This window comes from Candidatus Phycosocius spiralis (assembly GCF_030158815.1).
Lineage (GTDB): Bacteria > Pseudomonadota > Alphaproteobacteria > Caulobacterales > Aquidulcibacteraceae > Aquidulcibacter > Aquidulcibacter spiralis.
The window spans coordinates 50,520-72,687 of record NZ_BPFZ01000012.1; the positions used below are offsets into that span (position 1 = coordinate 50,520).

Genomic DNA, 22,168 nt, shown 5'->3' on the forward strand with positions numbered 1-22,168 from the left:
TTGCAAGATCAGGTATCCTAACTGAAATTGTAGCCATTGCTGCAACTGAGAATGAAAGACACTTGACATAAAGGTGACACATTGTCACAGGGAGATAGTTGGACTTTGTTCCAGCGGCGTTTCGGGGAGGAGACGCCCCTTTGGCTCTCGATCGAGAGTGGCCGCGCCTAACCATGGCGCGGTCTTTTTTATGTCTATAATGCTCATTTAGTCTACCTATACCATCTAGTACCATCGGTTTGAAACAGGATTGGCAACAATGCGGCCGCAGTTGATCTTCGTATTGGACTGGCCTTTAATTTATTGCACTCAGACATTGGTTTAAGAGCTGCGTTAGGCTAAGCGGGACGAAACCAGATTGGGCCCTCCAATGAGTTCTGAAACAACAACTCTGATCGCTTTGATTGGGCTTTACGCTTTAGTGGCTCTCATTGCGCTCTATTTTGCCCTAACGCGGTCGAATAGGCCCTTAAACTTGATGGTCCGCCGAATCGACGATCTTAATGTTCGCGTCCTTGATCATGGGCAGGTCCTGCAACAGGGCATTAGCTCGCTCCGGGATGAGGCAAGTCGTCAAAACGTGCTGGCCCGCGAAGAAATGGCCAATCGTTTAGCGGGCATCTCCCAAGAATTGCATCGTCTGATCGATCTTATGGCAACCAATCAACGTGAGCGTTTGGATCATTTTGGCCTAAGCTTAGCCGAACATCGCGTCGCAACGGGGGATGATAGCCGCGCGCTGCGTGAAGAGGTGAACAAAGCAATCGCTCTGTTGTCCACCAGCCTGATGGAGGGTATGACCGCGCATGGTCGTTTACAGATCGAAGGATTAAGCCAAGCTCAAACACAGATTAAAGAGTTGATGGAGGCCAATGACCGCGCAGCTTTAGCCTTACGCCAAACCGTTGAAGGCCGCTTGGATGTCCTAAGACAAGAAAACGAAGCCAAGCTAGAACAAATGCGTGTCACCGTCGATGAGAAGTTGCAAGGTACGCTCGAACAGCGCTTGGGTGCCTCTTTCAGCCAAGTCAATGAGCATTTGGAGCGTGTGTTTAAATCCGTGGGGGAAATGCAAACCATCGCGACCGGGGTTGGAGATCTCAAGCGCGTCCTCACCAATGTCAAAGCGCGCGGTACTTGGGGCGAAGCCAGCCTAGGTATGCTCCTAGAACAAGCTATGAGCCAAGATCAATATGCACATCAAGTGGAAGTTAAACCTAGCAGCAACCAACGCGTCGAATATGCCATCCGCCTGCCCAATGATGGCGACTCCCCGGTTTGGCTCCCAATTGATGCGAAGTTGCCGATTGAAGATTATGAGCGGCTGATCGACGCGTCTGAGCGGGCGGATGGCGCGGCGGTGGAAGCTGCGCAAAAAGGTTTAGAAAAAGCCATTCGTGTGGCGGCTAAAGACATCAGCGATAAGTATATTGCCGCCCCCTATACCACCGATTTTGCAATCATGTTCCTGCCGACTGAAGGCTTATTTGCAGAAGTGGTGCGTCGCCCAGGCTTGGTAGATTTATTGCAACGTGAGCATAAGGTTCTGGTATCTGGGCCTACGACCTTAATGGCAACTTTGACCAGTTTACGGATGGGGTTTCGCACCCTTGCCATTCAACAACGCTCCAGTGAAGTGTGGCAGGTGCTGAGTACTGTAAAACAAGAGTTTGAAAAATTTGGCGGCGTGCTCAAAAAAGTTGAAGATAAATTGGATCAAGCCAAAAATGTCGTGCTTGAAGCCCGCACCCGGGAAAATGTCTTAGGTCGCCGATTGCGGGCGGTCGAAAGTCTACCCGGTAGCAGCCGGCAAGACGCATTACCTTCAATCGACCCAAGCGACCTTTTAGGCAAGGATGATCTAGATGATCGTTCTTAAGTACCCCAGATTGTTGAAAAAAGTGTTTAAAAGCATGAGTCAAGAAGAGGAAAAGCCCGCCGATCTAAATCGACGGGCTTCATTGGCGCAATCAATCTGCTTATTTATTCGCGGTTGCCCAAAAAACTGAGCAGGAATTGAAACAGATTGATAAAGTTCAGATAGAGGCTGAGCGCACCCATGCTTGTGGCAACCGATAAAGCAGTATCATTGCCGGAAAGTTGGTAATAATCAAATTTGAGTCGCTGAGTATCAAAGGCGATCAAGCCAGAAAAAATCAACACACCGAGCCCTGAAATCACAAAATGCATCATAGAGCTTTGCAGGAATATGTTGACGATGGAAGCCAAGATTAGGCCAAATACACCCATGATTAAGAAGGTTCCAAAACCTGTCAGATCGCGCTTGGTAGTATAGCCCCACAAGGACAACGCACCAAAGGCAGAAGCCGTGATGAAGAAGGTAGAGGCCAAAGATTCGCCCGTATAGCGTATCGCCAACACCCCAAGGCCTGCACCAATAAGCGTCACAATCGTCCAGTAGAGGAGGCTTGCCCCAGTTTTGGAAGGATTGCGCATCGCAAACATACCAATCAGTAAAACACCAAGGGGCGCTAAGCTCAGCACCATGCCAACACCAGTATAACCACCATTGGCTGTGAAAAGGAGATCGCGGATTGCTGGAACCGATGATGTAGCATAAGCTAAAAGGCCAGAAAGGACCAATCCCAAGCCCATTTTATTGTAGACGCCTAACATAAAGCTCCGCAGGCCAGCGTCGACGGACATGTCCATCGTGGTCCCGGCTGGGATCGCTTGAGCTTGAAACCTATTTCGGTCGTTCATGTTCTATCCTTTACACTTTGCGGGCAGACTTTTGCCGCATCGGTAGACTAATATCATGTCTTTGGGCAAGGAATGCAAGACATGGTGACTACACGATTTTGTGTATGCCCCTCATTGTAGCCGTTAACAACCTAGGCATAACCAAATAGTTACAGCTTGTAGCTTGTGAAGATATAGCCGCGGACGTAAACAGATGCTAAGCTCAATCCATGATTGAATTACACGCTTATTCGCATTCTTCGGCATCGTACAGGGTTCGCATAGCTTTGGCGCTTAAGGGCATCGGCGTAACGCATCATTCGGTTTGTTTGCGCGCAAATGATCACCAATCCACTGTCTATCTCGATCTCAATCCGCAAGGTCGTGTCCCAGCACTTGTCACGGAGGAAGGGGTTTTAACACAATCTTTGGCGATAGTGGATTGGTTAGAAGAATTCTATCCGAGGCCGAGCCTTTATCCACAAGATCCATGGCAGCGGTCTTTATGCCGCGCCTTTGCTCATGTGATCGCCAGCGATATATTCCCGCTGCAAAATCTAAATGTAAGGCGAAAATTAGCCGATGATTTTGGTGCCGATGAAGCGCGCGTTACCCAATGGTGTGCGGACTGGATAGCTCAAGGATTCGGCGCTCTTGAAAAGGAAACTGCAAACAGGGGCTGGTCACCAGGTCAAGGCTATTTATACGGTCAAGAGCCAACTTTGGCGGATATCTGTTTGGTCCCACAAATGAATAATGCCCGTCGCTTTGGCGTCGATTTAACCATGTTTCCATTATTAGTCAGAGCTGATGCACAGGCACGTGTACATCCTGCTTTTTTGTCTACCGCCCCAGAAACACAAATTGACTCCCAAAACTTGAACCCTGGGTGAACTGAGCCAGCTTGCACCCGATCGATATAATTCAAACAGCTTTGAACCATTATGAAGCCACTCCATCTTGAAACCTATCTGCCTTACCGTTTGGCTGTAGCATCCAACAAGGTTAGCGCACTGATTGCTAAAGCTTATGAGAGCCGCTTTGACCTCACAACTTCTCAGTGGCGGATTTTGGCCGTCTTATCGGAAGGTCAATCCATGTCACAACAAGAGCTTGTCTTGCGCACGACGATGGACAAGGTCATGGTCAGTCGTGCAACTGCTACTTTGGTTGCCCGTGACCTGGTGCGCTCAAGGTACAAAGCTTCTGATCGGCGTGCGGTGCAATTGAGCCTATCCAAAGCTGGGTTCGCAATTGTTCAAGAAGTTACCCCAATGGCCTTATCACTTGAGCAAGAGTTAATCGAAGCCATTGGTGTGCAAGCGGCGGAACGTTTAGAATCCATTTTGCGCAAACTGGAAGAGAAAGCCATGAGGTTGACGCAAGGACACGATGTTTGATTGCGGTTTGATCTTGGCATTTAGTAACAAATGAAATTATATAGGGTCAAAAGAGGTGGATTTGGTGATGACTGACCTGTTTGAAAACCCTTTAGGAACAGATGGATTTGAGTTTGTGGAATTTACAAGCCCGAACCCAGACACCTTGGCCACCTATTTTCACCAATTAGGGTTTACGGCAGTCTCACAACATAGATCCAAAAATGTGGTCCGCTTCAAACAGGGCGATATTAACTTTATTCTCAACATGGAAACAGCTGGCCAAGCAGCACAGTTTCGCGAACAGCGCGGGCCTTCTGCCAATGCCATGGCCTTTCGCGTCAAGGATGCGGCTTACGCGTTAAAACAAGCCATTGCCCGAGGTGCAGAGCCAGTTGATAGCCCGATAGGGCCTATGGAATTGGATATTCCAGCGATCAAAGGTATTGGCGGGGCATTCATTTATCTGGTGGACCGTTATGGCGCGCAAAGCATTTATGATGTCGACTTTAAGCCCATCCCTGGTGCTGCACAAAAAGAAGCGAACAATTCAATAGGCCTAACTTATCTTGATCACCTCACCCATAATGTTTTTCGTGGCAATATGGAGGTGTGGGCCGATTTTTATGAGCGCATCTTTAACTTTCGCGAGATCCGCTATTTCGACATTGAAGGCAAGGTTTCAGGCCTCTTCTCCAAAGCCATGACCAGTCCCTGCGGTAAAATCCGTATCCCGCTCAACGAAAGTAAGGGCGAAGTCGGCAAGACCGATCAAATTGAAGAATTCCTCCAACGCTATAAGGGCGAAGGCATACAACATATTGCAATGGGCTCATCCGATTTGTTGGCTACTGTGGATCATCTGCGTGCGCGTGGTGTTGAATTGCAAGATACGATTGATACATATTTTGATTTGATCGACACCCGCCTGCCGGGCCACGGCCATGATGTGGAAGCGTTACGCCAGCGCAGAATCTTGATTGACGGTGCCCCCAGCGAAGGCCAAGGGCTGTTATTGCAAATCTTTGGCAAGGATGCAGTTGGTCCGATCTTTTTTGAATTTATCCAACGTAAAGGCAATGAGGGCTTTGGTGAGGGGAATTTTACAGCCCTGTTTGAAAGCATCGAATTAGACCAAATTCGACGCGGGATTTTGCAAGAATGAACCACCTTCAAGGTATTCATCACGTCGCCTATCGCTGCCGAGATGCGAAAGAGACGGTAGACTTTTATCACAACGTTTTGGGTATGACCTTCGTGATTGCCTTCGCAGAAGATCATGTCCCCTCCACAGGCGAATATGATCCCTATATGCATGTGTTTTTAGACGCGGGGGGTGGTAATGTTTTGGCCTTTTTTGAATTGCCGCAACAGCCCGAAATGGGGCGCGATCCCAATACACCTGAATGGGTGCAACATATTGCCTTCAAAGTGGACAGCGAAGACGCGCTATTAGCTGGCAAGGCACGAGCCGAAGCGGCGGGGTGCGAGGTCATCGGGCCAACCGATCATGGCATATTTCGCTCCATTTATTTTTTTGATCCCAATGGCCATCGCTTGGAACTGGCGTGCGATATTGGTACGGATCAAGAAATTACCGAGTTACGCCGGGTTGCCCCAGACATGCTGGAAGAATGGTCCCGCACAAAAAAGGCACCCCGTCACGCAGATTGGCTTCATGCCAAAGCGCGGGCCAGTCACAGGTCGCAAACTTAACTCTGGTTCGACTGCGATGACATGGCGCTTGAATTGCCCATAGTTAGGTATGGCGTCATAATTGGCTCGTTCAGCGCGATCAAGCTTGGGTGGTGACTGGCCTTGCTTGTACAAAACCACTTCACCTTCAGCTGCGTTTGGTTAATTCATGCCAAGCCACCTATCCGCGAATAGATACGATCGGTTATGGGCACTGATTGTCGTCTTATCCTAAGACATTGTTGGGTTTGGGGTTAAAGCCATGACACCCAACCAAAGCCTAAAACCCTTAACAGGCCCAAATTGAAAAGGCAGACCGGATCCCGCCTGATCTCATGCGCGAGACCCCGAATGGGTGGAAGCCCCACAGCTTTAGGAGTGTAGCATCAGGAGTTTGGCTATTAGGATTAGCTTAGCTTTAGCTAGGTCCGAATCTGACAATTCGCATAATGAAGATTTTAAGTCATGATGGGCCTAAGGTTGTGGGATTGTATGTGCAATTGAGGAGATTGGTGCCAAAAGTGATAAACTAAATGCACACATTCTTGTTGATCATTGACCGTTTTAAACCATTCCTAAGATTAGGGTTGGTGGGTGAGGCGTGATCAAGTTGAAAGATTATGGGCAATCTTTCGCTGACATGTTTGCTAAGTGATGCAAAAATGCGTAGTTGATCGGCGGCCTATGGCTGGTATGGGCCACATGGTTAGATCAAAGCGGACTGGCAATCGAACAATTTTCCAAAAGGCCCCGATTATGCCAACCCCAGATTGGGTCAAATGGGTCAGCCCAAGAAGTGAAAGATTAAAGCGGGCCAACTTGCAAGTGTTGACACATCACTCATATGCTCGTGACTGGCAAAGACAACATCTGCTTGCGTGCAAGCCATCCAACACAAACCCAAGAGCCTAAAGTCACCAGGAACACAATTTTTGTCTAAAGATAAGCAACATGAGTTAAGCAACATGGGACAAAATGAAGTATACCTTTATCCTAAAGATTGGTTGCACTTCTGACCAGACACATCTAAATCCCAATCAAATCCGATGGGCATAGATTGAACTACATCTTGAAATGCAGACTGTTTTTGGCTTAGAGGGGTAATCTATGCATATTATCCTGAATGCTTGGACTAATCATGCACCTTCATGATGGCGGAACGGCTTACCCCAATTTGATTGTGCATAAGGGGCGGCCCGCTTAATCCTTAATTGAGAGCATAAAATGACTAAGGTTTGTTTGGCACAACTGGTCGGTACCCTGTGTGTGCTGGCGACACCCAGTGTGGCAAGAGATAATGCGACCAAAAGTTTTTTGGCGTCGCTTGACCCTAACCAGACGCGAACAGTCGAAATCTCACTGCGGGCGCGCATCGGTCCCTTGGAGCTTGCCCGTGGCACCATCAAAGTCACATTGAGTCAAGATAGCTATAGCGGTGAAGCGACGTATCGAACATCAGGTATCGCGGCATCTTTTAATAATGACGCGGGGAAGGCGACGGTACGCGGTAGTATTGAAAATGGTCAGTTTCGACCGCGTAGCTTCTTAAATCAAGAGAGTAGTGGGAAGAATAGACGTATTACAGTAAGCTTTCAGAATAATGGAATTGATGTGGCGGCCGCTCCCTGGTGGAAGGATATGGGCTTTCCGCCTGCTACATTGGCTCAAAAACTTGAGTCCGTCGATCCTATGACCGGCCTCATCGAATTATCCTTGGTTACTGGAAGAGAAACAGGCCGGGCCTGTGGTGGGTTAGTGAAAATCTTTGATGGCAAGCGACGTTATGACATTCGTACGGAATATGTCAGTATTCAAACAGTATCGACGCCAGCCTATTCAGGTCCTGCCTATTATTGTCGGGGTACTTATGTCGAAGTGGCAGGCTTCAAAAAGAAAATGCCGGGTGATCAGCGTGAGCCTATCCGTTTGCAAATCTGGCTGGCCGATATTGATCAATCCGGATTATCGATCCCAATTCGCATGACTGGTTCCAAAGGTATTTATACTGCCACCCTTTATGCAGATCGTGCAGTGGTCCGATAATCGATCTATGGTGATGAATTGATCCTCGCTTTCCCCTTTTCAGCATGTGGCTAACAAAGCTGGCAAAAGCTTTTATATAGATGCAATGAGTGTCGATCTTTATTCCCAACGGGTTTTGGAGCTGGCGGCCGATATCCCCCATATTGGGAAATTGACGCAGGCCGATGGATACGCGCGTAAGCTATCGCGTTTGTGTGGCTCCACGATCGAGATTGAAGTATGTTTGGACAATGGCGTGGTCAGCCAAGCTGCTATTGAGCCAAAAGCCTGTGCACTTGGGCAAGCGAGTGCGAGTATTTTGATGCGCCATCTTGTGGGTGCACGATTAGAGGAAATTGTGCAGGCGCGCGACCAATTCAAAGCAATGCTCAAATCAGGCGGGGCGCCACCTCTTGGACGTTTTTGGGAATTACGATATCTTGAAAGCGTTAAGGATTACCCGCCCCGCCATACTTCGGCTCTATTGCCGTTTGAGGCGGCAGTCGCTGCCGTTCTAGATGCGATGCACACGAAGGGCATAAAACAAAATGCTTGAAAGGGTGATGACAACACCCCCTACGTCGCGCTAATGAAGCTTATGAATTATTGCTGTGAAAGCGTTATCTTTTCGACCCGCTGATGCTGGCGACGCGTGGCAGGGCGCATCGCGGCGGCATAGTCGGCCTGCCATTTTCGGTTCAGCACTATAGTGCATATGGTTCTATGCGATCTAAGTGACGCGTTTTGGGCATCGTCTTCTCTAAGAGTTATCCTATGGCACGCACAGTCAAGCTTTCGTTTGCCGCTCAGGTCTTATTGCTTCTGCAGCGCATCTATAAGACAACATTGTCGCTATGGCTTGGTCAACAATGCCGCTATTTGCCCAGTTGTTCTGATTATGCTGCACAATGTGTGCGCAGGTTTGGCGCATGGCGGGGGGCTTGGATGGGGTTGGCACGTGTGTGTCGGTGTCGACCGGGGGGTGGCTATGGTTATGATGAGGTTCCACAAACATGTGTTGAAACCTCAATCTGGACACCTTGGCGCTATGGTCAGTGGACTTTTAAAACCAGATCCAATGACCCCCATGACCGAGACTTGCATCCAACACAAAGCCATCGTCACCTAGGAACGGATCTTTCATCTACTTATTTGGTTAAAAACAATGATTAACTTAACATTTCCTGATGGTGTGCTTCGTACTTATGAGGATGCGATTACACCGTTAGACATTGCCAATGCTATTTCCATATCTCTGGCTAAAAAAGCAGTAGCTGCAAAAATAGACGGAAATTTGTGGGATTTGTCGAGACCCTTGATATCAGGGGGTCAGTTTGAATTGGTAATGCGCGACAGTGCCGAAGGCTTAGAGTTGTTGCGCCATGATGCCGCCCATGTATTGGCCCAAGCGGTCCAAGATTTATTTCCAGGCACACAAGTTACGATTGGGCCCACGGTTGAGGACGGTTTTTATTATGATTTTTACCGAGAGGACAAATTTTCAACCGATGATTTTGCTGCGATTGAAGCGCGGATGCGCGAGATCGTGGATGCAGATCTTCCAATTGTACGCGAAGAAATTGATCGCGAAGAAGCGATCCGTCACTTTAACGCCATAGGTGAAACATTCAAAGCCAGCATCATTGAGGACATTATCAAACAGGGCGAAACTATTACGATTTATCGCCAAGGGGATAGTTGGAAGGACCTGTGCCGTGGCCCACACCTTCCATCAACTGGTAAACTGGGAAAAGCCTTTAAACTTCTAAAACTTGCGGGTGCTTATTGGCGCGGCGATCCGAAAAATCCCCAGCTTCAGCGAATCTATGGCACGGCTTGGGCCGATGAAAAGCAATTGGCCGAATATCTTAGGCGTCTGGAGGAAGCTGAAAAGCGCGACCACCGCAAGATTGGTAGGGCATTAAACCTGTTTCATTTTCAAGAAGAGGCGCAAGGCTCGGTTTTTTGGCACCCTCATGGCTATATGATCTGGCGTATTCTGGAGGCCTATATCCGCCGCCAACTCGACGAAGATGGCTATGTGGAAGTTAAAACCCCCCAATTATTGGCGTCTAAATTCTGGGAACAATCTGGCCATTGGGAAAAGTTTCGAGAGAACATGTTTGTGGTCCCAGATGAAGCGCCATCAATTGTGGAAGGGGAGCCCCTTTTTTCAGGCGATGCTAATTTTATGGCCCTTAAGCCTATGAATTGCCCCGCCCATATTCAAATCTTTAAATCAGACCAACGTAGCTATCGTGATCTCCCCTTACGCATGGCCGAATTTGGCTGTTGCCACCGCAATGAAGCCCATGGTGCGTTGCATGGCTTGATGCGTGTGCGGCAAATGACCCAGGATGATGCGCATATATTCTGTCGCGAGGATCAAATCGGCGAAGAGACCAAGCGCTTTTTGACTTTGTTCAACCGTGTCTATACCGCCTGTGGTTTGACGAATATCCATTATCGTTTGGCGACACGGCCTAATAAAAGAGCTGGCGATGATGCGACCTGGGATAAGGCTGAGCAGGCTTTGGCCAATGCTTTGGATAGTGTTGGCGTTGAATATGTGATCGCCAAGGGCGATGGCGCATTTTATGGTCCAAAACTAGAGTTTCATCTGACCGATGCAATCGGGCGGACATGGCAATGCGGCACATTTCAGCTTGATTACGTTCTGCCTGAGCGTTTGGATGCGGTTTATACCGGTGAAGATGGGCAAAAGCATCGCCCTGTGCTGTTGCACCGCGCGGTATTTGGTACGTTTGAACGCTTCATAGGAATTTTGATCGAACATTATGCCGGGTCTTTACCAGCTTGGCTTGCCCCGGTGCAGGTGGTTGTCGCAACCATTACTTCAGAAGCTGATGCCTATGGCTTAAAGGTGCGGGATCGACTAGTCCAAGCTGGGCTGCGCGTGACAACCGACATACGTAATGAAAAGATCAACTATAAAGTCCGCGAACATTCCTTGGCAAAAATACCCGTCATGGCCATTGTTGGCCGCCGTGAAGCTGAAGAAGGCAAAGTTGCATTACGCAGATTTGGGAGCCAAACCCAAGAAGTTATGACGTTGGAAGAAGCGGTTGTTGTTTTAGCCCAAGATGGCTTGGCACCTGACCTTAAAGAGAGACTAAGTTGAGTGAAGTATCATTTGAATTAACACAAATTCCACCTCAAGCTGGACCATTGGATCCGAGGACCAAAATTGCGGGGGCATTTGGTATCGGCTTTGGTTTTTTTGCCGGTACGGGTGTATCCGGCTTAGCAATGGGTTTGTGCATTATTGGTATCTGGGGTTTGATATATGGGCTGTCGAGCCCCGATAGATCATTGGCTAAGGCTTTGGTTGCAACCCTAAAAGCGCGAACGGCTTTATGGCTCGTGTTTGGCTTGTTTGTTCTATGGGTTATGCTGAGTGCCTTATGGTCACCCGCTAAGATATTGGCTGGTGAAACGGTGCGCAGATTGGCGGTGTTGACCGTTTTAGCCCCCCCTGCCATTTGGGTGGTGCATTCATGCCTAGGATCGGATCGAGGGATTGCGCAAAGAGGCATCATCGCTGGGATCTTTTTTTCCTTTATTCTTTTAACTTTTGATGCGAACAACCATTATGCCATGAATCAAATCGCCAGTCCTGGCAAGTTGCTCTGGTCGATTTATGGGGATATGGGCCGGGCAGCTTCGGCAACATTAGCACTCTCTTGGGTCGGCTATGCATGCCTGCACCAACAATTCGCACCGCGAAGCGCCCGCATCTTGTTTATTGTGTTAGCGCTCTATTTGAGCACCCAATTTACCATCAATTTAAACGCGCTTGGGTTGTTCTTTGGTACTCTGGCTGCATTGTTTGCCCTGCGGTTTCCAAAAAGCGCTATCGGGTTGGTTAGTGGCGTTTCAGCGGTTGTCATTGCCGCTGCGCCGCTGATTTACCCTTTAATTGCGAAAATGGCCTTTACCCTTTTCCCCGGCAACCAAATGCCAACCTCCTATGGTCGTCGTGCACAAATGTGGGAAGCCGCCGGACAGTTGATTGCTCAAAAGCCATTGACCGGTTGGGGTTTGGGGGCTTCTAGCCTATTTGATCGTCCAGTTCCTTATAATGGCTCGAGTTGGCCAATGCTGCAATTGCACCCACATTCTGCGCCTTTGCATATATGGCTAGAAACTGGCGGCATCGGTGCTTTCTTGGCGACGATGATGGTGTTGCTTGCTGGTGGGGTTGCGATGTCGGTTTTTGGGCGTCATCGCATAGCCACAGCGGCTTTAGTCGGGGGACTAACTTTTCTTGCGTTAACTTGGGGCATTAGTCATGCGGCTTGGCGTGAATGGGTGTGGACCAGTTTTGCTGCTTTGCTTGCCTTCTCCTTCACTTTGAGAACTCCCGATTATGAGGGTTTGCCATAATTGCCACTTCCGGCAGGGTGACCCATGTCGGCGATACAAGTTGGTGAAGGTGCCACCATGTTCACACTGTAAGTCGGTACCCACTTTGGGGCGATCTTTCTAACAACTGATCTGGTTTAGAAGCGCTGTAGCTTTGCATAACCAACCAATGAGAGGGCGTTTCATGTCCAGATTCAGCCCGTTGAATACTCAGGTTATACGGATTGGCTTAGATTCGCACTTTTTGCCTGATACGATTGAAAAAGAGTCCGTGAAATTGTGCTCGGTTGCGTGGACTTGATATTTGTCCAAAAATATTGACATTGACTTGCGTAATTTTTAATTGACACCTATCCATAATGGTTCAGAAATGAACATGACTTAAAAGGGTGATTTGATGTTTGGTGAACAGTCAGAGTCCGTGCGCCCAATCAGAGCCTTATTGCGTGGATTAGAGGCGCTGAGCGCGCTCAATGGTCAAGATGGCATGACGGTGACAGAGGTAGCCGAACGCGCATTATTACCGCGCACAACCGCATATCGGATCTTAGAGACGCTTTGCCAGGGTGGATTTGTTGTTCGCGATGAAATGGATGATCGATATCGCCCGACTTTGGCCGTCACCACTTTGGCGGAAGGCGCGCAGAATGAAGCTTGGATTCGTGAAGGTGCATGGCCATTGATTTCCCAATTAGGCAAACAGATTTTGTGGCCGATCGGCATTTGGACTTTGAGAGGCAACGATATCACCCTTCGTGCCGCAACAGATCGCACCAGTCCTATGGCTTTGCATCGACAGACTAGTGGTGCCCATGCGGATTTATTGGAATCTGGTGTTGGCCAAATCCTGCAGGCGTTTGAAGCAACACCGCGTCGTAATTTGCTTGAAGAAATTGGCCTACAGCGCTTGGGTGACCGCACCATTAACCACCAGCTAGATCTTGTACGTCAGCAAGGTTATGCCTTTGATCTTAAGGTTGCTGGTGGTGAAATTGCCCTAGCGGTCCCTGTGATGCAGCCTGTTGCCAGTGAGGGCTCTTCGGTATTGGCTGCGCTGACTGTGCGTTTTATTCGCTCTGCCCTAACAGACGAGCGTGCGATTTCAGAGCTGTTGCCAAAATTACTACGCTTATCTGAAGCCATAAGTGAGGCCTATCTCAAATATGCCCCGCCAACGGTCAAATCAATTCGGCTTAGCTCTAGAGCGAAAACTGGTGCTAATTCTGACGATTGGGCACCGGCATTGGCTTAGGGGCTGCCACCACGCTCCCGATAGCCAGTTCGACTGGATCACCCTTTGAATAATTTAGCCCTGCTAGTACGTCTTTTCGCCATTTTGGGGCTAACCCTTTCTTGGCAAGGGCTAAAGTTAAAGCAGCTTTAAACTGGGGTTGTGTATTGACGACGATTCCAGAACCGATACGAGCAGCTTTTACCGCCGCTGCCACACTTGATAAAGCCGAATCACTACGGGTAAGAAAGATAAGGCTTGGCTCTTGATAGCCAGCACCGATCAGTGGCCCAGGGGTTCCAGGGGAAAGGCGCGGATGTAGGCCCTCACGTTGAAGGGCAGCGCTGACACGTCGACTAAGGTCAAGCGCGCTGATCGAGGGTACAAATAGGCCTTTTAGCGTTACACTGGTGATACACGCCATCGCGACCAAACCAACAATGGCCCATTTCGGGCGTAAGATCACCATAGTCAACCCAATCATACCAATGCATCCAATTACCACACTGCACAGGAGGGCGAAATGGGTTTCCAACATGGCCACGTCTTTCCCAAGTAAATAAGGTACTGACGTCATCACGGCCGTGCCAAGTGTTAGAAGAGCGATCCCGAGCCAGCGCACCTTTGGTCGCTGCCAGCCGCCCATGAACAATCCGATGGCACCTAGTAATACTAGAGCACCATGAACCGGCAAGGTATAATGCGCGAGCTTGGCGGGCGCTGCCTCAAACATCAACCATCCAGGCACCAGCCAGGCCAGTAAAAAGCGAATTCTTGGGTCCCTATTGCTGGTCCAAGCCACCCAAAAGGCCAAAGGAATAAGAAAGCTTGTCGGCCACAATAAAATAGGTGACATAAGAAGATGTGCACCAGGCGGTACGGCCTTGTTCTCAGATTGGCCTGATAATTTAGGCGCCAAGTCTTGGCCAACAGCGTCCATGAAAAACTGACCATGGGTTGCCTGCCAGATGGCAATGTACCAAGGCAGGACAATCACAGCCGCGAGCAGAATAGCTGGCCAATGAAACGCCCTTTTAACCCATCTCAGATCGCGTTCCCACGCAACCAACATCACGCCCGAAAACAGGATCAACAATAGGCCAATAGGTCCTTTGATCAGGGTTGCCATGGCAAGGCCACCCCAAAAAAACCAGATGTACCGCTTGTTTTCTGGTTTGGCGCGAAGGCCAGCAAGACCTAAATAGGTCAAAGTCGTAAATCCAACTAAACATGCATCGGTTTTGGCAATGCCCGCCTCAGTGGACATGAGGAGGCTGCCAGCAAGCGCCAGCCCGCCAATAAGGCCAACCCACCGATTGTAGAGTAGGGCACCTATTTGAAACGTGCATATAGCTGCAAAGAATGCCCCAAATAGGGAAGGAAGGCGAAAGGCTTGAATCGTTCGGTGCGTTGCACCATCCAGCAAGCTGACACTGACTGCTTGCAGCCAATGAATGCCAACCGGCTTTTTATGTCGTGGCTCATCTTGAAACCGAATACGGATAAAGTCTTTCGTTTCAAACATCTGAGTCGTCGCCTGCGCAAATCGACTTTCATCACGATCTAGTGGGGGAAGGGCAAAAAATCCGGGAAGTGTGCACAAAAGTAGGGTAATCAGGATCAAGACATGTGGCCGCCAGCCCTTCACGCTTGCCTCAATCCAAGGATGCAAATGCAAGGGCCCAGGTTCTACGACAGGATTTGGGGCGCGATATTCTTTGAGTTGTTGGGCCAAGTGTGCCTCATTCCTCCGTGACAATGACCAATCCATAATGGCTTGCTCAATACGAGGCAATTAAAGAAGCCATCGATAACATAAAGGTTACAGCCTGAAAAACAGACTTCGCAAACCTTTAAACCCGCCCTAAGGGAGTATTTATGTGAGGGTCAAATGGCAGTTAAGCAGATCTCGGACTTGTCGATTGCCGTTTTGGTGCCCTGCTATAATGAAGGGGCAACCATTGGGACGGTGGTTGAGGATTTTAAAGCAGCACTCCCAGATGCTACTATTTATGTTTATGATAATCGCTCGACCGATGACACGGTTGAGCGTGCGCAAAAAGCAGGGGCTATTGTCCGTAGTGAGGAGAGACCCGGCAAGGGAGAAGTTGTTCGCCGCATGTTTGGCGATATTGAAGCCGATATATATGTTATGGTGGATGGGGATGCCACTTATCATGCGGCGTCTGCACCGGCCCTGATTGATTTAATGCTTAAAAGCCATGCCGATCTGGTGAATGGGGCCCGTGTTGATACGGCCATCAAAGCCTATCGACCTGGGCATCGGTTTGGAAACAGACTTTTGACCGGGCTTGTGAGCGCTTTCTTTGGTCAAATGACCACGGACATGCTTTCAGGCTATAAGATGTTTTCACGCCGTTTTGTTAAATCTTTTCCTGCGCATTCGCGCGGATTTGAGATCGAAACAGAACTTATGGTGCATGCACTTGAATTGAGAATGACCATCAAAGAGAAATCCACCCCTTATGTTGAACGCCCAGAGGGCTCTATTTCTAAACTCAATACTGTACGCGATGGTATTCGTATTGTGTCGATTATTGGTCTTTTTGTGCGAGAAGAACGTCCCTTAGCGGTATTTAGTTTGCTTGGTTTGATTTTGAGTGGCATCGCATTAATCTTGGGTATTCCGGTGGTGGTAGAATTCTTGCACACCGGCCTAGTTTCAAGATTTCCAACCGCCATTTTGGCCAGCGCTTTGATGATCACAGCCGTGATTTCGGTTTTTTCGGGCTTGGTATTAGACACAGTAACCCGTGGCCGTCGTGAAGCCAAGCGCTTTGCTTATTTGGCGGCCCGTGACCGGCGCTTTGAATAGGGTATCCCAATTTAATCCTTGCGGAAGGCTTTGCTGCTGACTTAGTCTAACCCAAAGTCTATTATACGTTTGGAGTGACTTCTTCCATGAGCCCGGCCATAATGATCAAGCGATTTTTACGCGATATGGGGATTAAACACGCATTTCACACCTTTAGGCATCGCGTCCCTGCCTAACTTGCAAACCCAAAGCATGGCAGTGATTACAGGCCAACTTTGGAAAGTTCACCCATCAATTCTGGTACTGCTGTCTTATAATCGGCAACCAAGCCATAATCAGCGATTGCGAAAATAGGCGCATCACCATCCTTGTTGATCGCAACAATCACCTTGGAATCCTTCATGCCTGCCAGATGCTGGATTGCGCCAGAAATACCCACTGCGACATAAAGTTCTGGTGCAACGACCTTACCGGTTTGGCCGACTTGATAATCGTTGGGCGCATAACCTGCATCAACCGCGGCGCGCGAAGCACCAACTGCCGCACCCAGCTTATCGGCCAAGGGCTCTATCACGTGATGGAATTCGTCTGCCGAACCCATGGCGCGGCCACCTGAAACGACCCGTTTAGCACCAGCCAATTCAGGACGGTCTGATTTGACGATCTCTGCCCCTTTGAACACAACTTGAGCCGCAGGAGTTCCCGCACCAATGCTCTCCACAGCGCCAGAACCGCCCACGCCCGCAGCTGCAAACGCGGTGGTGCGCACCGTTATGACTTTTTTGGCATCAGAGCTTTCAACGGTTTCCAGCGCATTACCAGCATAAATGGGTCGAACGAAGGTTTTCTCATCCACGACTTCTTGAATGTCTGAAATCGGGGATACATCCAAGGCCGCAGCGATCCGTGGGGCGGCATTTTTGCCCGTTGCCGTAGCGGCAAAGAGCACCGCATCATAATTGGCCATCAACGGCACAATCAAACCCTGCATGGATTCTGCAATCCCTTGCGCGAAAGCCGTACCCTCCGCGTGAAGCACTTTTCGCACCCCGGCAAGGCCAGCGGCAGCGGATGCAGCAGCACCTGCACCTTCACCCGCAACCAGCACGTCCACATCGCTGGAAAGTGCTTTGGCCGCAGTTACAACCTTGTTAGTGGCATCTTTGAGCGACGCATTGTCGTGTTCAGCAACAACCAAAACAGCCATTAGATCACCCCTGCTTCTTTCAGTTTTCCAACCAATTGCTCTGCGCTCTCTACCTTAATACCGCCCGCCCGTTTGGGTGGTTCGGTTACCTTGAGAACCTTCAAGCGGGGCGCGCTATCGACGCCATAATCGCTTGGTGCTTTAATATCGATCGTCTTTTTCTTAGCCTTCATGATGTTAGGCAAAGATGCATAGCGGGGTTCATTGAGGCGAAGATCCGCCGTTACAACTGCGGGCAGTGCCACTTCTAGGGTTTGCAGACCACCATCAATTTCGCGGGTGACGCTGGCTTTACTGCCAGCAATCTCGATCTTGGAAGCAAAAGTCGCCTGTGGCCAGCCAAGAAGTGCCGCCAGCATTTGGCCAGTGGCGTTATTGTCGCCATCAATGGCCTGTTTGCCCATCAAAACCAAGTCGGGGCTTTCTTCGCCGACCACTGCTTTGAGCAGTTTTGCGACGGCCAAAGGTTCTAAATCCTCATCGGTTTGGATCAAAAGCCCGCGGTCTGCGCCCATAGCAAGAGCGGTGCGGATGGTTTCTTGGGCCTGCTGGGGGCCGATGGAAACCGCAACAATCTCAGTCACCACACCCTTTTCTTTTAGGCGTACAGCTTCTTCAACGGCGATTTCGCAAAAGGGGTTCATCGACATTTTGACATTAGCCAAATCGACCCCGGTTTGATCGGGCTTAACGCGGACTTTTACGTTATAGTCAATCACCCGCTTAACAGGCACAAGCACTTTCATTAGGCGTCTCCACACAATAAGCCATATCACTCGGCTTTACTTGTTTGTTGCAAACCTCGTATCTATCAAACGATACATGGGTTGGTTCTTCTCTAAGACCAGCCCTATTTAGGAGCTGGCGCTACTTCTGGGGCCTGCGCTGCATCGGTTGGGGCCGCCGCAGCGTCTGGCGCTGCCTCGGTTGCTGGGGCGGCCGCTGCTGCCGCAGCTACTTGAGCGGGATCACGTGTTGGATCAGGTGCGGGCAAGGGTGCAGGGCTTGGCGCTAAAGAGTGCAAGTAAGCGACCAACGCCACCCGATCAGACGATTTGGACATGCCAGCATAAGACATGGCCGTGCCTTTGATATAGGTCTTTGGCGCTTTGAGGAAATTATAGAGGCCGTCAAAGTCCCATGCTTTTCCATAGGCTTTCATCGCGTCTGAATAAGCAAAGCCAGCGTGGGTTCCAGCTGTGCGCCCAAAGATACCATAAAGAGATGGGCCCGTTTTATTGGCGCTGCCGGGCTCTACATTGTGGCACGAGGCGCACACTTTGTGCAACTTGTCACCCTGTTCAACCAAGGCTGCGGTTTGGGTCGGGTCTGCCAGAACTGTACCCCAGTCAGGCAAAAGCTCAGGGCCTGATTCCGCTGCTGGCCCTGCTGCGGCGGCATCAGCGACTTCCACTGGATAGCCCACGGCAGTTTGATCATTGGCATAGACCATGTCACCCACGGTGCGTAAGCCCATAATTCCTAAGCCAGTTGCCAGAACGGCCCCGGCTACCATGTTGAACCACAGATTGTTGTTGCTCATAACGGTGCTAAAATCCCTGTTGCGTCGCGTGGACCTTTAAACCCTCTTAGTCGCCAGAAGTTAAAAAGAGGTCTTATGTGTAGCCCCCGTATGGCATGCGTCTAAGCGGCTTTCAACCGGGCGTGCTGTGGCACTTTGTCCCTTATGGCTCGCCTAATTGGCAGACTGGCGCTAGAAGCCGATTTTCGTTTAAGGCACGACCCATGTTTCGACCCCTGATCGTCATTCCCGCACGCTTGGCGGCGACCCGCCTGCCGGGTAAGCCGCTGGCCGATATTGAGGGTAAGCCGATGATTGCGCGCGTGGTTGAGCGCGCCCTTCTGGCAGGCCTTGGCCCGGTGGCTGTCGCAGCTGGCGATGCTGAAATTCTAGGTCCAGCGCGTGAAAGTGGCGCGCGCGCGGTTCTGACTGACCCTGATTTACCATCGGGCTCGGACCGTATCTTTGCGGCCTTGGGCGAGCTTGATCCAAATGGCCAGTTTGACCCCATCATCAATCTGCAGGGCGATATGCCCACTTTTGACCCTGCGCTTTTGCAAGTGGCCTTGGCAGCTTTGGCTGAGGATACCCAAGCCGACCTCTCCACCCTGGTTTCGCCAAGCCAAGACCCAGTTGAGCGCGCCGATCCCAATGTCGTCAAAGCCATTGTTGCCATGCCAGAGGGTGCGACCATCGGTCGTGGGCTTTATTTCACGCGCACTGACGCACCTTATGGCGAAGGGCCTATTTTTCGCCATGTTGGTGTTTATGTGTGGCACCGCGCGGCACTCGCCCGCTTTATCGGCACGCCACCCTCGCCATTGGAGCGGCGAGAGAAACTTGAGCAATTGCGAGCTTTGGAGTTGGGTATGACAATTGCTGTGCGCTGCGTGGCGGAATTTCCAAAAGGTGTGGATACAGCCGATCACCTCGAAAATGCGCGTGCATGGTATAAGGAGCACGCGCGTTGACCGATGTATTGAAGGGAAAGATTGCCTTTCAGGGTGAGTTGGGTGCCAATTCGCATGCCGCAGCGAAATCGGCCTGCCCCAACTTTGAACCAATGCCATGTCAGACGTTTGAAGATGCTTTTAGCGCAGTTGCCAGTGGCCAAGCGGTGCGCGCCATGATCGCTATTGAAAACACCCTCGCCGGGCGGGTTGGGGATGTGCATCATCTTTTGCCGGAAGCGGGTCTTTACATCGTGGGCGAATATTTCGCGCCCATTCACCATCAATTGATTGGGGTGAAAGGGGCGACCTTATCCGATATCAAGAAAGTCCGCTCCCATCCCATGGCCTTAGGGCAATGCCGCAAAATCATCAAGGAATTGCAGGCCGAGGCCGTTAAAACCGCCGATACAGCCGGTGCGGTGCGCGAGATTAGCGAATTGGGCGATAAAAGTGTAGCAGCGCTTGGTTCGGCTTTGGCGGCAGCCTTTTATGACCTCCCGGTGCTGCGCCACGATGTTGAAGATGAACCCCATAATGCCACCCGCTTTGTGATCTTATCGGCCAGCCCCGATGATGCCGATCTCGAGGATGGGCCGTGTGTTACGAGTTTTGTGTTTCAGGTCCGCAACATTCCAGCGGCCTTGTATAAGGCTTTGGGTGGCTTTGCGACCAATGGCGTCAATATGACCAAGCTTGAAAGCTATCAAATTGGCGGCAGCTTTCATGCAACCCAGTTTTATGCCGATATTGAGGGCCATCCCAACGAAACCAATGTGAAGCTGGCGCTGCAAGAATTGCGGTTTTTTGCCGCCGACCTCAAAGTGCTGGGGGTCTATAAGGCCCATCCTTACCGAAATTTGCAGCAAAAGCCCTAACGGGTCAGGCTTTGCGGGGTTCTCACTATGGTGCGCCTATCAAAAGATACCCATCAAGCAGCGATGGACTCGCTGCTTCAGTTCTTTGATCGTGAGCTCTGTGAGCCGATTGGCAATCTAGCTGCCGCGGAATTGTTGGACTTTATTCTGATTGAGCTTGGCCCCCTGATGTACAATCAAGCGGTTCTGGATGTCCAAGCCCGGCTGCAAAGCACTTTATTGGATTTGGACCAGGAAATGCATCAAGACGAGTTTCCGTTCTGGCCGCAAAAAATCTCATAGCCACCAATCCCAAGCGCAAAGCCTAAAAGCGCAGGCACATTGTAACCGCTAGAGCACGCCCTCCGTCTTCCCTTTCACACACGGATTGGAGGCTTCTGCCCGTGAAATTCAAATAGAGTGCCGCGAAGGGCATTTCCCTATATGGGGCAGCCATTTTTATTGATAGCTTGCCGTAAGTTCACCGACCATCCCAAAACCCAAGTTATTTTTGGTGTTTTGGATGGGTGGCAACGACATTAGGCCTTTGTGGCCTCTTTGCCCTATGGGCCTCATTAGTTAATATGTCATCGGAACGGCCGAATTGGTCGCTTCCATTCTGTTGCGGGTTTGCCTGTTACCCAAGCTGGCGCGGGTCAATGCCTTGGGTGCTTTGATCGCTTTTGACGTGATGTCGGGTGTGGTTAGTTTTCACCTCTTCACCTCTTCACCTCTTCACCTCTTCACCTCTTCACCTCTTCACCTCTTCACCTCTTCACCCCTTTAGGCATTGATCCCAACAAGGATGGTGTTGGCTTTTTTTGCCGCAGTCAGGCTCTTGCTAGAATAGATCGCCTTAATCGCCTTGCCGCGTCACGCCTTTTTGGGCCTTACGCGCGATGTTGGGCCCCTATTTGCCCGGCCCGGCAAAGCACCATGGTACACTCTTATTCGCCTCAACCCACAAAGGATTAAGAGATGCAAGGCGCACATTTTGCTTTGGCTCTGGTATTGGCTTTGAGTCCTCTTGTGATGTCAGGTCCTGCATTGGCCGACAAAGCCCCTGTTTGGATCAGCTTTGGATTTAATGTCGCAATAGAGGGCTATGATCCAGTCGCCTATTTCACATACAGCCGCCCCGATCAAGGCAGCGACCAATTTAGACTAAGTTATCAGGGGCCAGAATATTGCTCTGCGAGTTCCACTAATCGCGACGCGTTCAAAGCCAATCAAGCCCGCTTTGCCCCCCAATTTGGTGGCTATTGTGCTAGGACTGTCAGCCAAGGTTATACGGCGGGTGTCGATCCCAATGCTTGGGCCATCGTCGGGGGTAGGCTTGATTTGAATCACAACAAAGACATCCAATCGATTTGGTATTAAGACACCTTAGGTAACTTTACGGCTTCTCAACATAACTGGCCCCGTTATAAAAGAAATCTG

21 protein-coding genes are annotated in these 22,168 nt (G+C 50.1%); 16 read left to right on the forward strand and 5 right to left on the reverse strand.

Annotated features, from left to right (window positions below):
- Nucleotides 1-370 precede the first annotated feature (370 nt).
- A complete protein-coding gene (locus tag PsB1_RS09340) occupies nt 371-1,879 on the forward strand; it encodes a DNA recombination protein RmuC (protein ID WP_284360663.1) in 1,509 nt (502 codons plus the stop codon).
- Nucleotides 1,880-1,983: 104 nt separating this feature from the next.
- On the opposite strand, the gene PsB1_RS09345 is transcribed toward PsB1_RS09340, so the two are convergent.
- Complete coding sequence (locus PsB1_RS09345) at nt 1,984-2,724, reverse strand: Bax inhibitor-1/YccA family protein (RefSeq protein WP_284360664.1); 741 nt, start codon at nt 2,722-2,724, stop codon at nt 1,984-1,986.
- Between the two features lie 209 nt (nt 2,725-2,933).
- Between PsB1_RS09345 and maiA the strand changes: the two genes are divergently transcribed.
- From maiA to PsB1_RS09395, 10 genes are all read left to right on the forward strand, one after another.
- Nucleotides 2,934-3,596: a maleylacetoacetate isomerase gene (maiA, locus tag PsB1_RS09350; RefSeq protein WP_284360666.1), complete on the forward strand. Its 663-nt coding sequence runs from the start codon at nt 2,934-2,936 to the stop codon at nt 3,594-3,596.
- 51 nt (nt 3,597-3,647) lie between these two features.
- Nucleotides 3,648-4,103 (forward strand): MarR family winged helix-turn-helix transcriptional regulator, encoded by a 456-nt coding sequence (locus PsB1_RS09355; protein ID WP_284360667.1) that lies wholly within the window; start codon nt 3,648-3,650, stop codon nt 4,101-4,103.
- A gap of 67 nt (nt 4,104-4,170) precedes the next feature.
- On the forward strand, nt 4,171-5,247 hold the full coding sequence (hppD, locus tag PsB1_RS09360; protein ID WP_284360669.1) for a 4-hydroxyphenylpyruvate dioxygenase: 1,077 nt from the start codon (nt 4,171-4,173) through the stop codon (nt 5,245-5,247).
- Entirely contained in the window at nt 5,244-5,798 is a 555-nt protein-coding gene (locus PsB1_RS09365; protein WP_284360671.1) for a VOC family protein, read from the forward strand. The genes hppD and PsB1_RS09365 overlap by 4 nt, the downstream gene beginning before the upstream one ends.
- A gap of 1,203 nt (nt 5,799-7,001) precedes the next feature.
- Nucleotides 7,002-7,820 (forward strand): DUF3108 domain-containing protein, encoded by an 819-nt coding sequence (locus PsB1_RS09370; RefSeq protein WP_284360672.1) that lies wholly within the window; start codon nt 7,002-7,004, stop codon nt 7,818-7,820.
- Nucleotides 7,821-7,905: 85 nt separating this feature from the next.
- A complete protein-coding gene (locus PsB1_RS09375) occupies nt 7,906-8,355 on the forward strand; it encodes an iron-sulfur cluster assembly scaffold protein (RefSeq protein WP_284360673.1) in 450 nt (149 codons plus the stop codon).
- A gap of 218 nt (nt 8,356-8,573) precedes the next feature.
- Nucleotides 8,574-8,972, forward strand: coding sequence for a membrane protein insertion efficiency factor YidD (gene yidD / locus PsB1_RS09380; RefSeq protein ID WP_284360675.1), 399 nt, complete (start codon nt 8,574-8,576; stop codon nt 8,970-8,972).
- Nucleotides 8,965-10,941 carry a threonine--tRNA ligase gene (gene thrS / locus PsB1_RS09385; RefSeq protein ID WP_284360676.1) on the forward strand — a complete coding sequence of 659 codons (1,977 nt, stop codon included), beginning with the start codon at nt 8,965-8,967 and terminating at the stop codon, nt 10,939-10,941. The genes yidD and thrS overlap by 8 nt, the downstream gene beginning before the upstream one ends.
- The gene (locus PsB1_RS09390) at nt 10,938-12,206 is read left to right on the forward strand and encodes an O-antigen ligase family protein (protein WP_284360677.1); all 1,269 of its coding nucleotides are present in this window, start codon (nt 10,938-10,940) and stop codon (nt 12,204-12,206) included. The genes thrS and PsB1_RS09390 overlap by 4 nt, the downstream gene beginning before the upstream one ends.
- 376 nt (nt 12,207-12,582) lie before the next feature.
- Nucleotides 12,583-13,437 (forward strand): helix-turn-helix domain-containing protein, encoded by an 855-nt coding sequence (locus PsB1_RS09395; protein ID WP_284360678.1) that lies wholly within the window; start codon nt 12,583-12,585, stop codon nt 13,435-13,437.
- Here the strand turns inward: PsB1_RS09395 and PsB1_RS09400 are convergent.
- A complete protein-coding gene (locus PsB1_RS09400) occupies nt 13,403-15,175 on the reverse strand; it encodes an ArnT family glycosyltransferase (RefSeq protein WP_284360680.1) in 1,773 nt (590 codons plus the stop codon). The two genes, PsB1_RS09395 and PsB1_RS09400, sit on opposite strands and share 35 nt — an antisense overlap.
- A 132-nt stretch (nt 15,176-15,307) precedes the next feature.
- On the opposite strand from PsB1_RS09400, the gene PsB1_RS09405 reads away from it, so the two are divergent.
- Complete coding sequence (locus tag PsB1_RS09405; RefSeq protein ID WP_284360682.1) at nt 15,308-16,252, forward strand: glycosyltransferase family 2 protein; 945 nt, start codon at nt 15,308-15,310, stop codon at nt 16,250-16,252.
- A 202-nt stretch (nt 16,253-16,454) separates the two neighbouring features.
- Here the strand turns inward: PsB1_RS09405 and PsB1_RS09410 are convergent, their stop codons facing one another.
- From PsB1_RS09410 to PsB1_RS09420, 3 genes are all read right to left on the reverse strand, one after another.
- Complete coding sequence (locus PsB1_RS09410) at nt 16,455-17,399, reverse strand: electron transfer flavoprotein subunit alpha/FixB family protein (protein ID WP_284360683.1); 945 nt, start codon at nt 17,397-17,399, stop codon at nt 16,455-16,457.
- Nucleotides 17,399-18,145: an electron transfer flavoprotein subunit beta/FixA family protein gene (locus tag PsB1_RS09415; RefSeq protein WP_284360684.1), complete on the reverse strand. Its 747-nt coding sequence runs from the start codon at nt 18,143-18,145 to the stop codon at nt 17,399-17,401. The genes PsB1_RS09410 and PsB1_RS09415 overlap by 1 nt, the downstream gene beginning before the upstream one ends.
- A 104-nt stretch (nt 18,146-18,249) precedes the next feature.
- The gene (locus tag PsB1_RS09420; protein ID WP_284360686.1) at nt 18,250-18,942 is read right to left on the reverse strand and encodes a c-type cytochrome; all 693 of its coding nucleotides are present in this window, start codon (nt 18,940-18,942) and stop codon (nt 18,250-18,252) included.
- A gap of 203 nt (nt 18,943-19,145) precedes the next feature.
- On the opposite strand from PsB1_RS09420, the gene PsB1_RS09425 reads away from it, so the two are divergent.
- The 4 genes from PsB1_RS09425 to PsB1_RS09440 all read left to right on the forward strand — a co-directional run bounded on the left by PsB1_RS09425 (nt 19,146) and on the right by PsB1_RS09440 (nt 22,108).
- Nucleotides 19,146-19,892 carry a 3-deoxy-manno-octulosonate cytidylyltransferase gene (locus PsB1_RS09425; RefSeq protein WP_284360687.1) on the forward strand — a complete coding sequence of 249 codons (747 nt, stop codon included), beginning with the start codon at nt 19,146-19,148 and terminating at the stop codon, nt 19,890-19,892.
- Entirely contained in the window at nt 19,889-20,749 is an 861-nt protein-coding gene (locus tag PsB1_RS09430) for a prephenate dehydratase (protein ID WP_284360689.1), read from the forward strand. The genes PsB1_RS09425 and PsB1_RS09430 overlap by 4 nt, the downstream gene beginning before the upstream one ends.
- 27 nt (nt 20,750-20,776) lie before the next feature.
- Nucleotides 20,777-21,031: a DUF2164 domain-containing protein gene (locus PsB1_RS09435; RefSeq protein ID WP_284360691.1), complete on the forward strand. Its 255-nt coding sequence runs from the start codon at nt 20,777-20,779 to the stop codon at nt 21,029-21,031.
- Nucleotides 21,032-21,706: 675 nt separating this feature from the next.
- Nucleotides 21,707-22,108 carry a YHS domain-containing (seleno)protein gene (locus PsB1_RS09440; protein WP_284360692.1) on the forward strand — a complete coding sequence of 134 codons (402 nt, stop codon included), beginning with the start codon at nt 21,707-21,709 and terminating at the stop codon, nt 22,106-22,108.
- Nucleotides 22,109-22,168 lie beyond the last annotated feature (60 nt).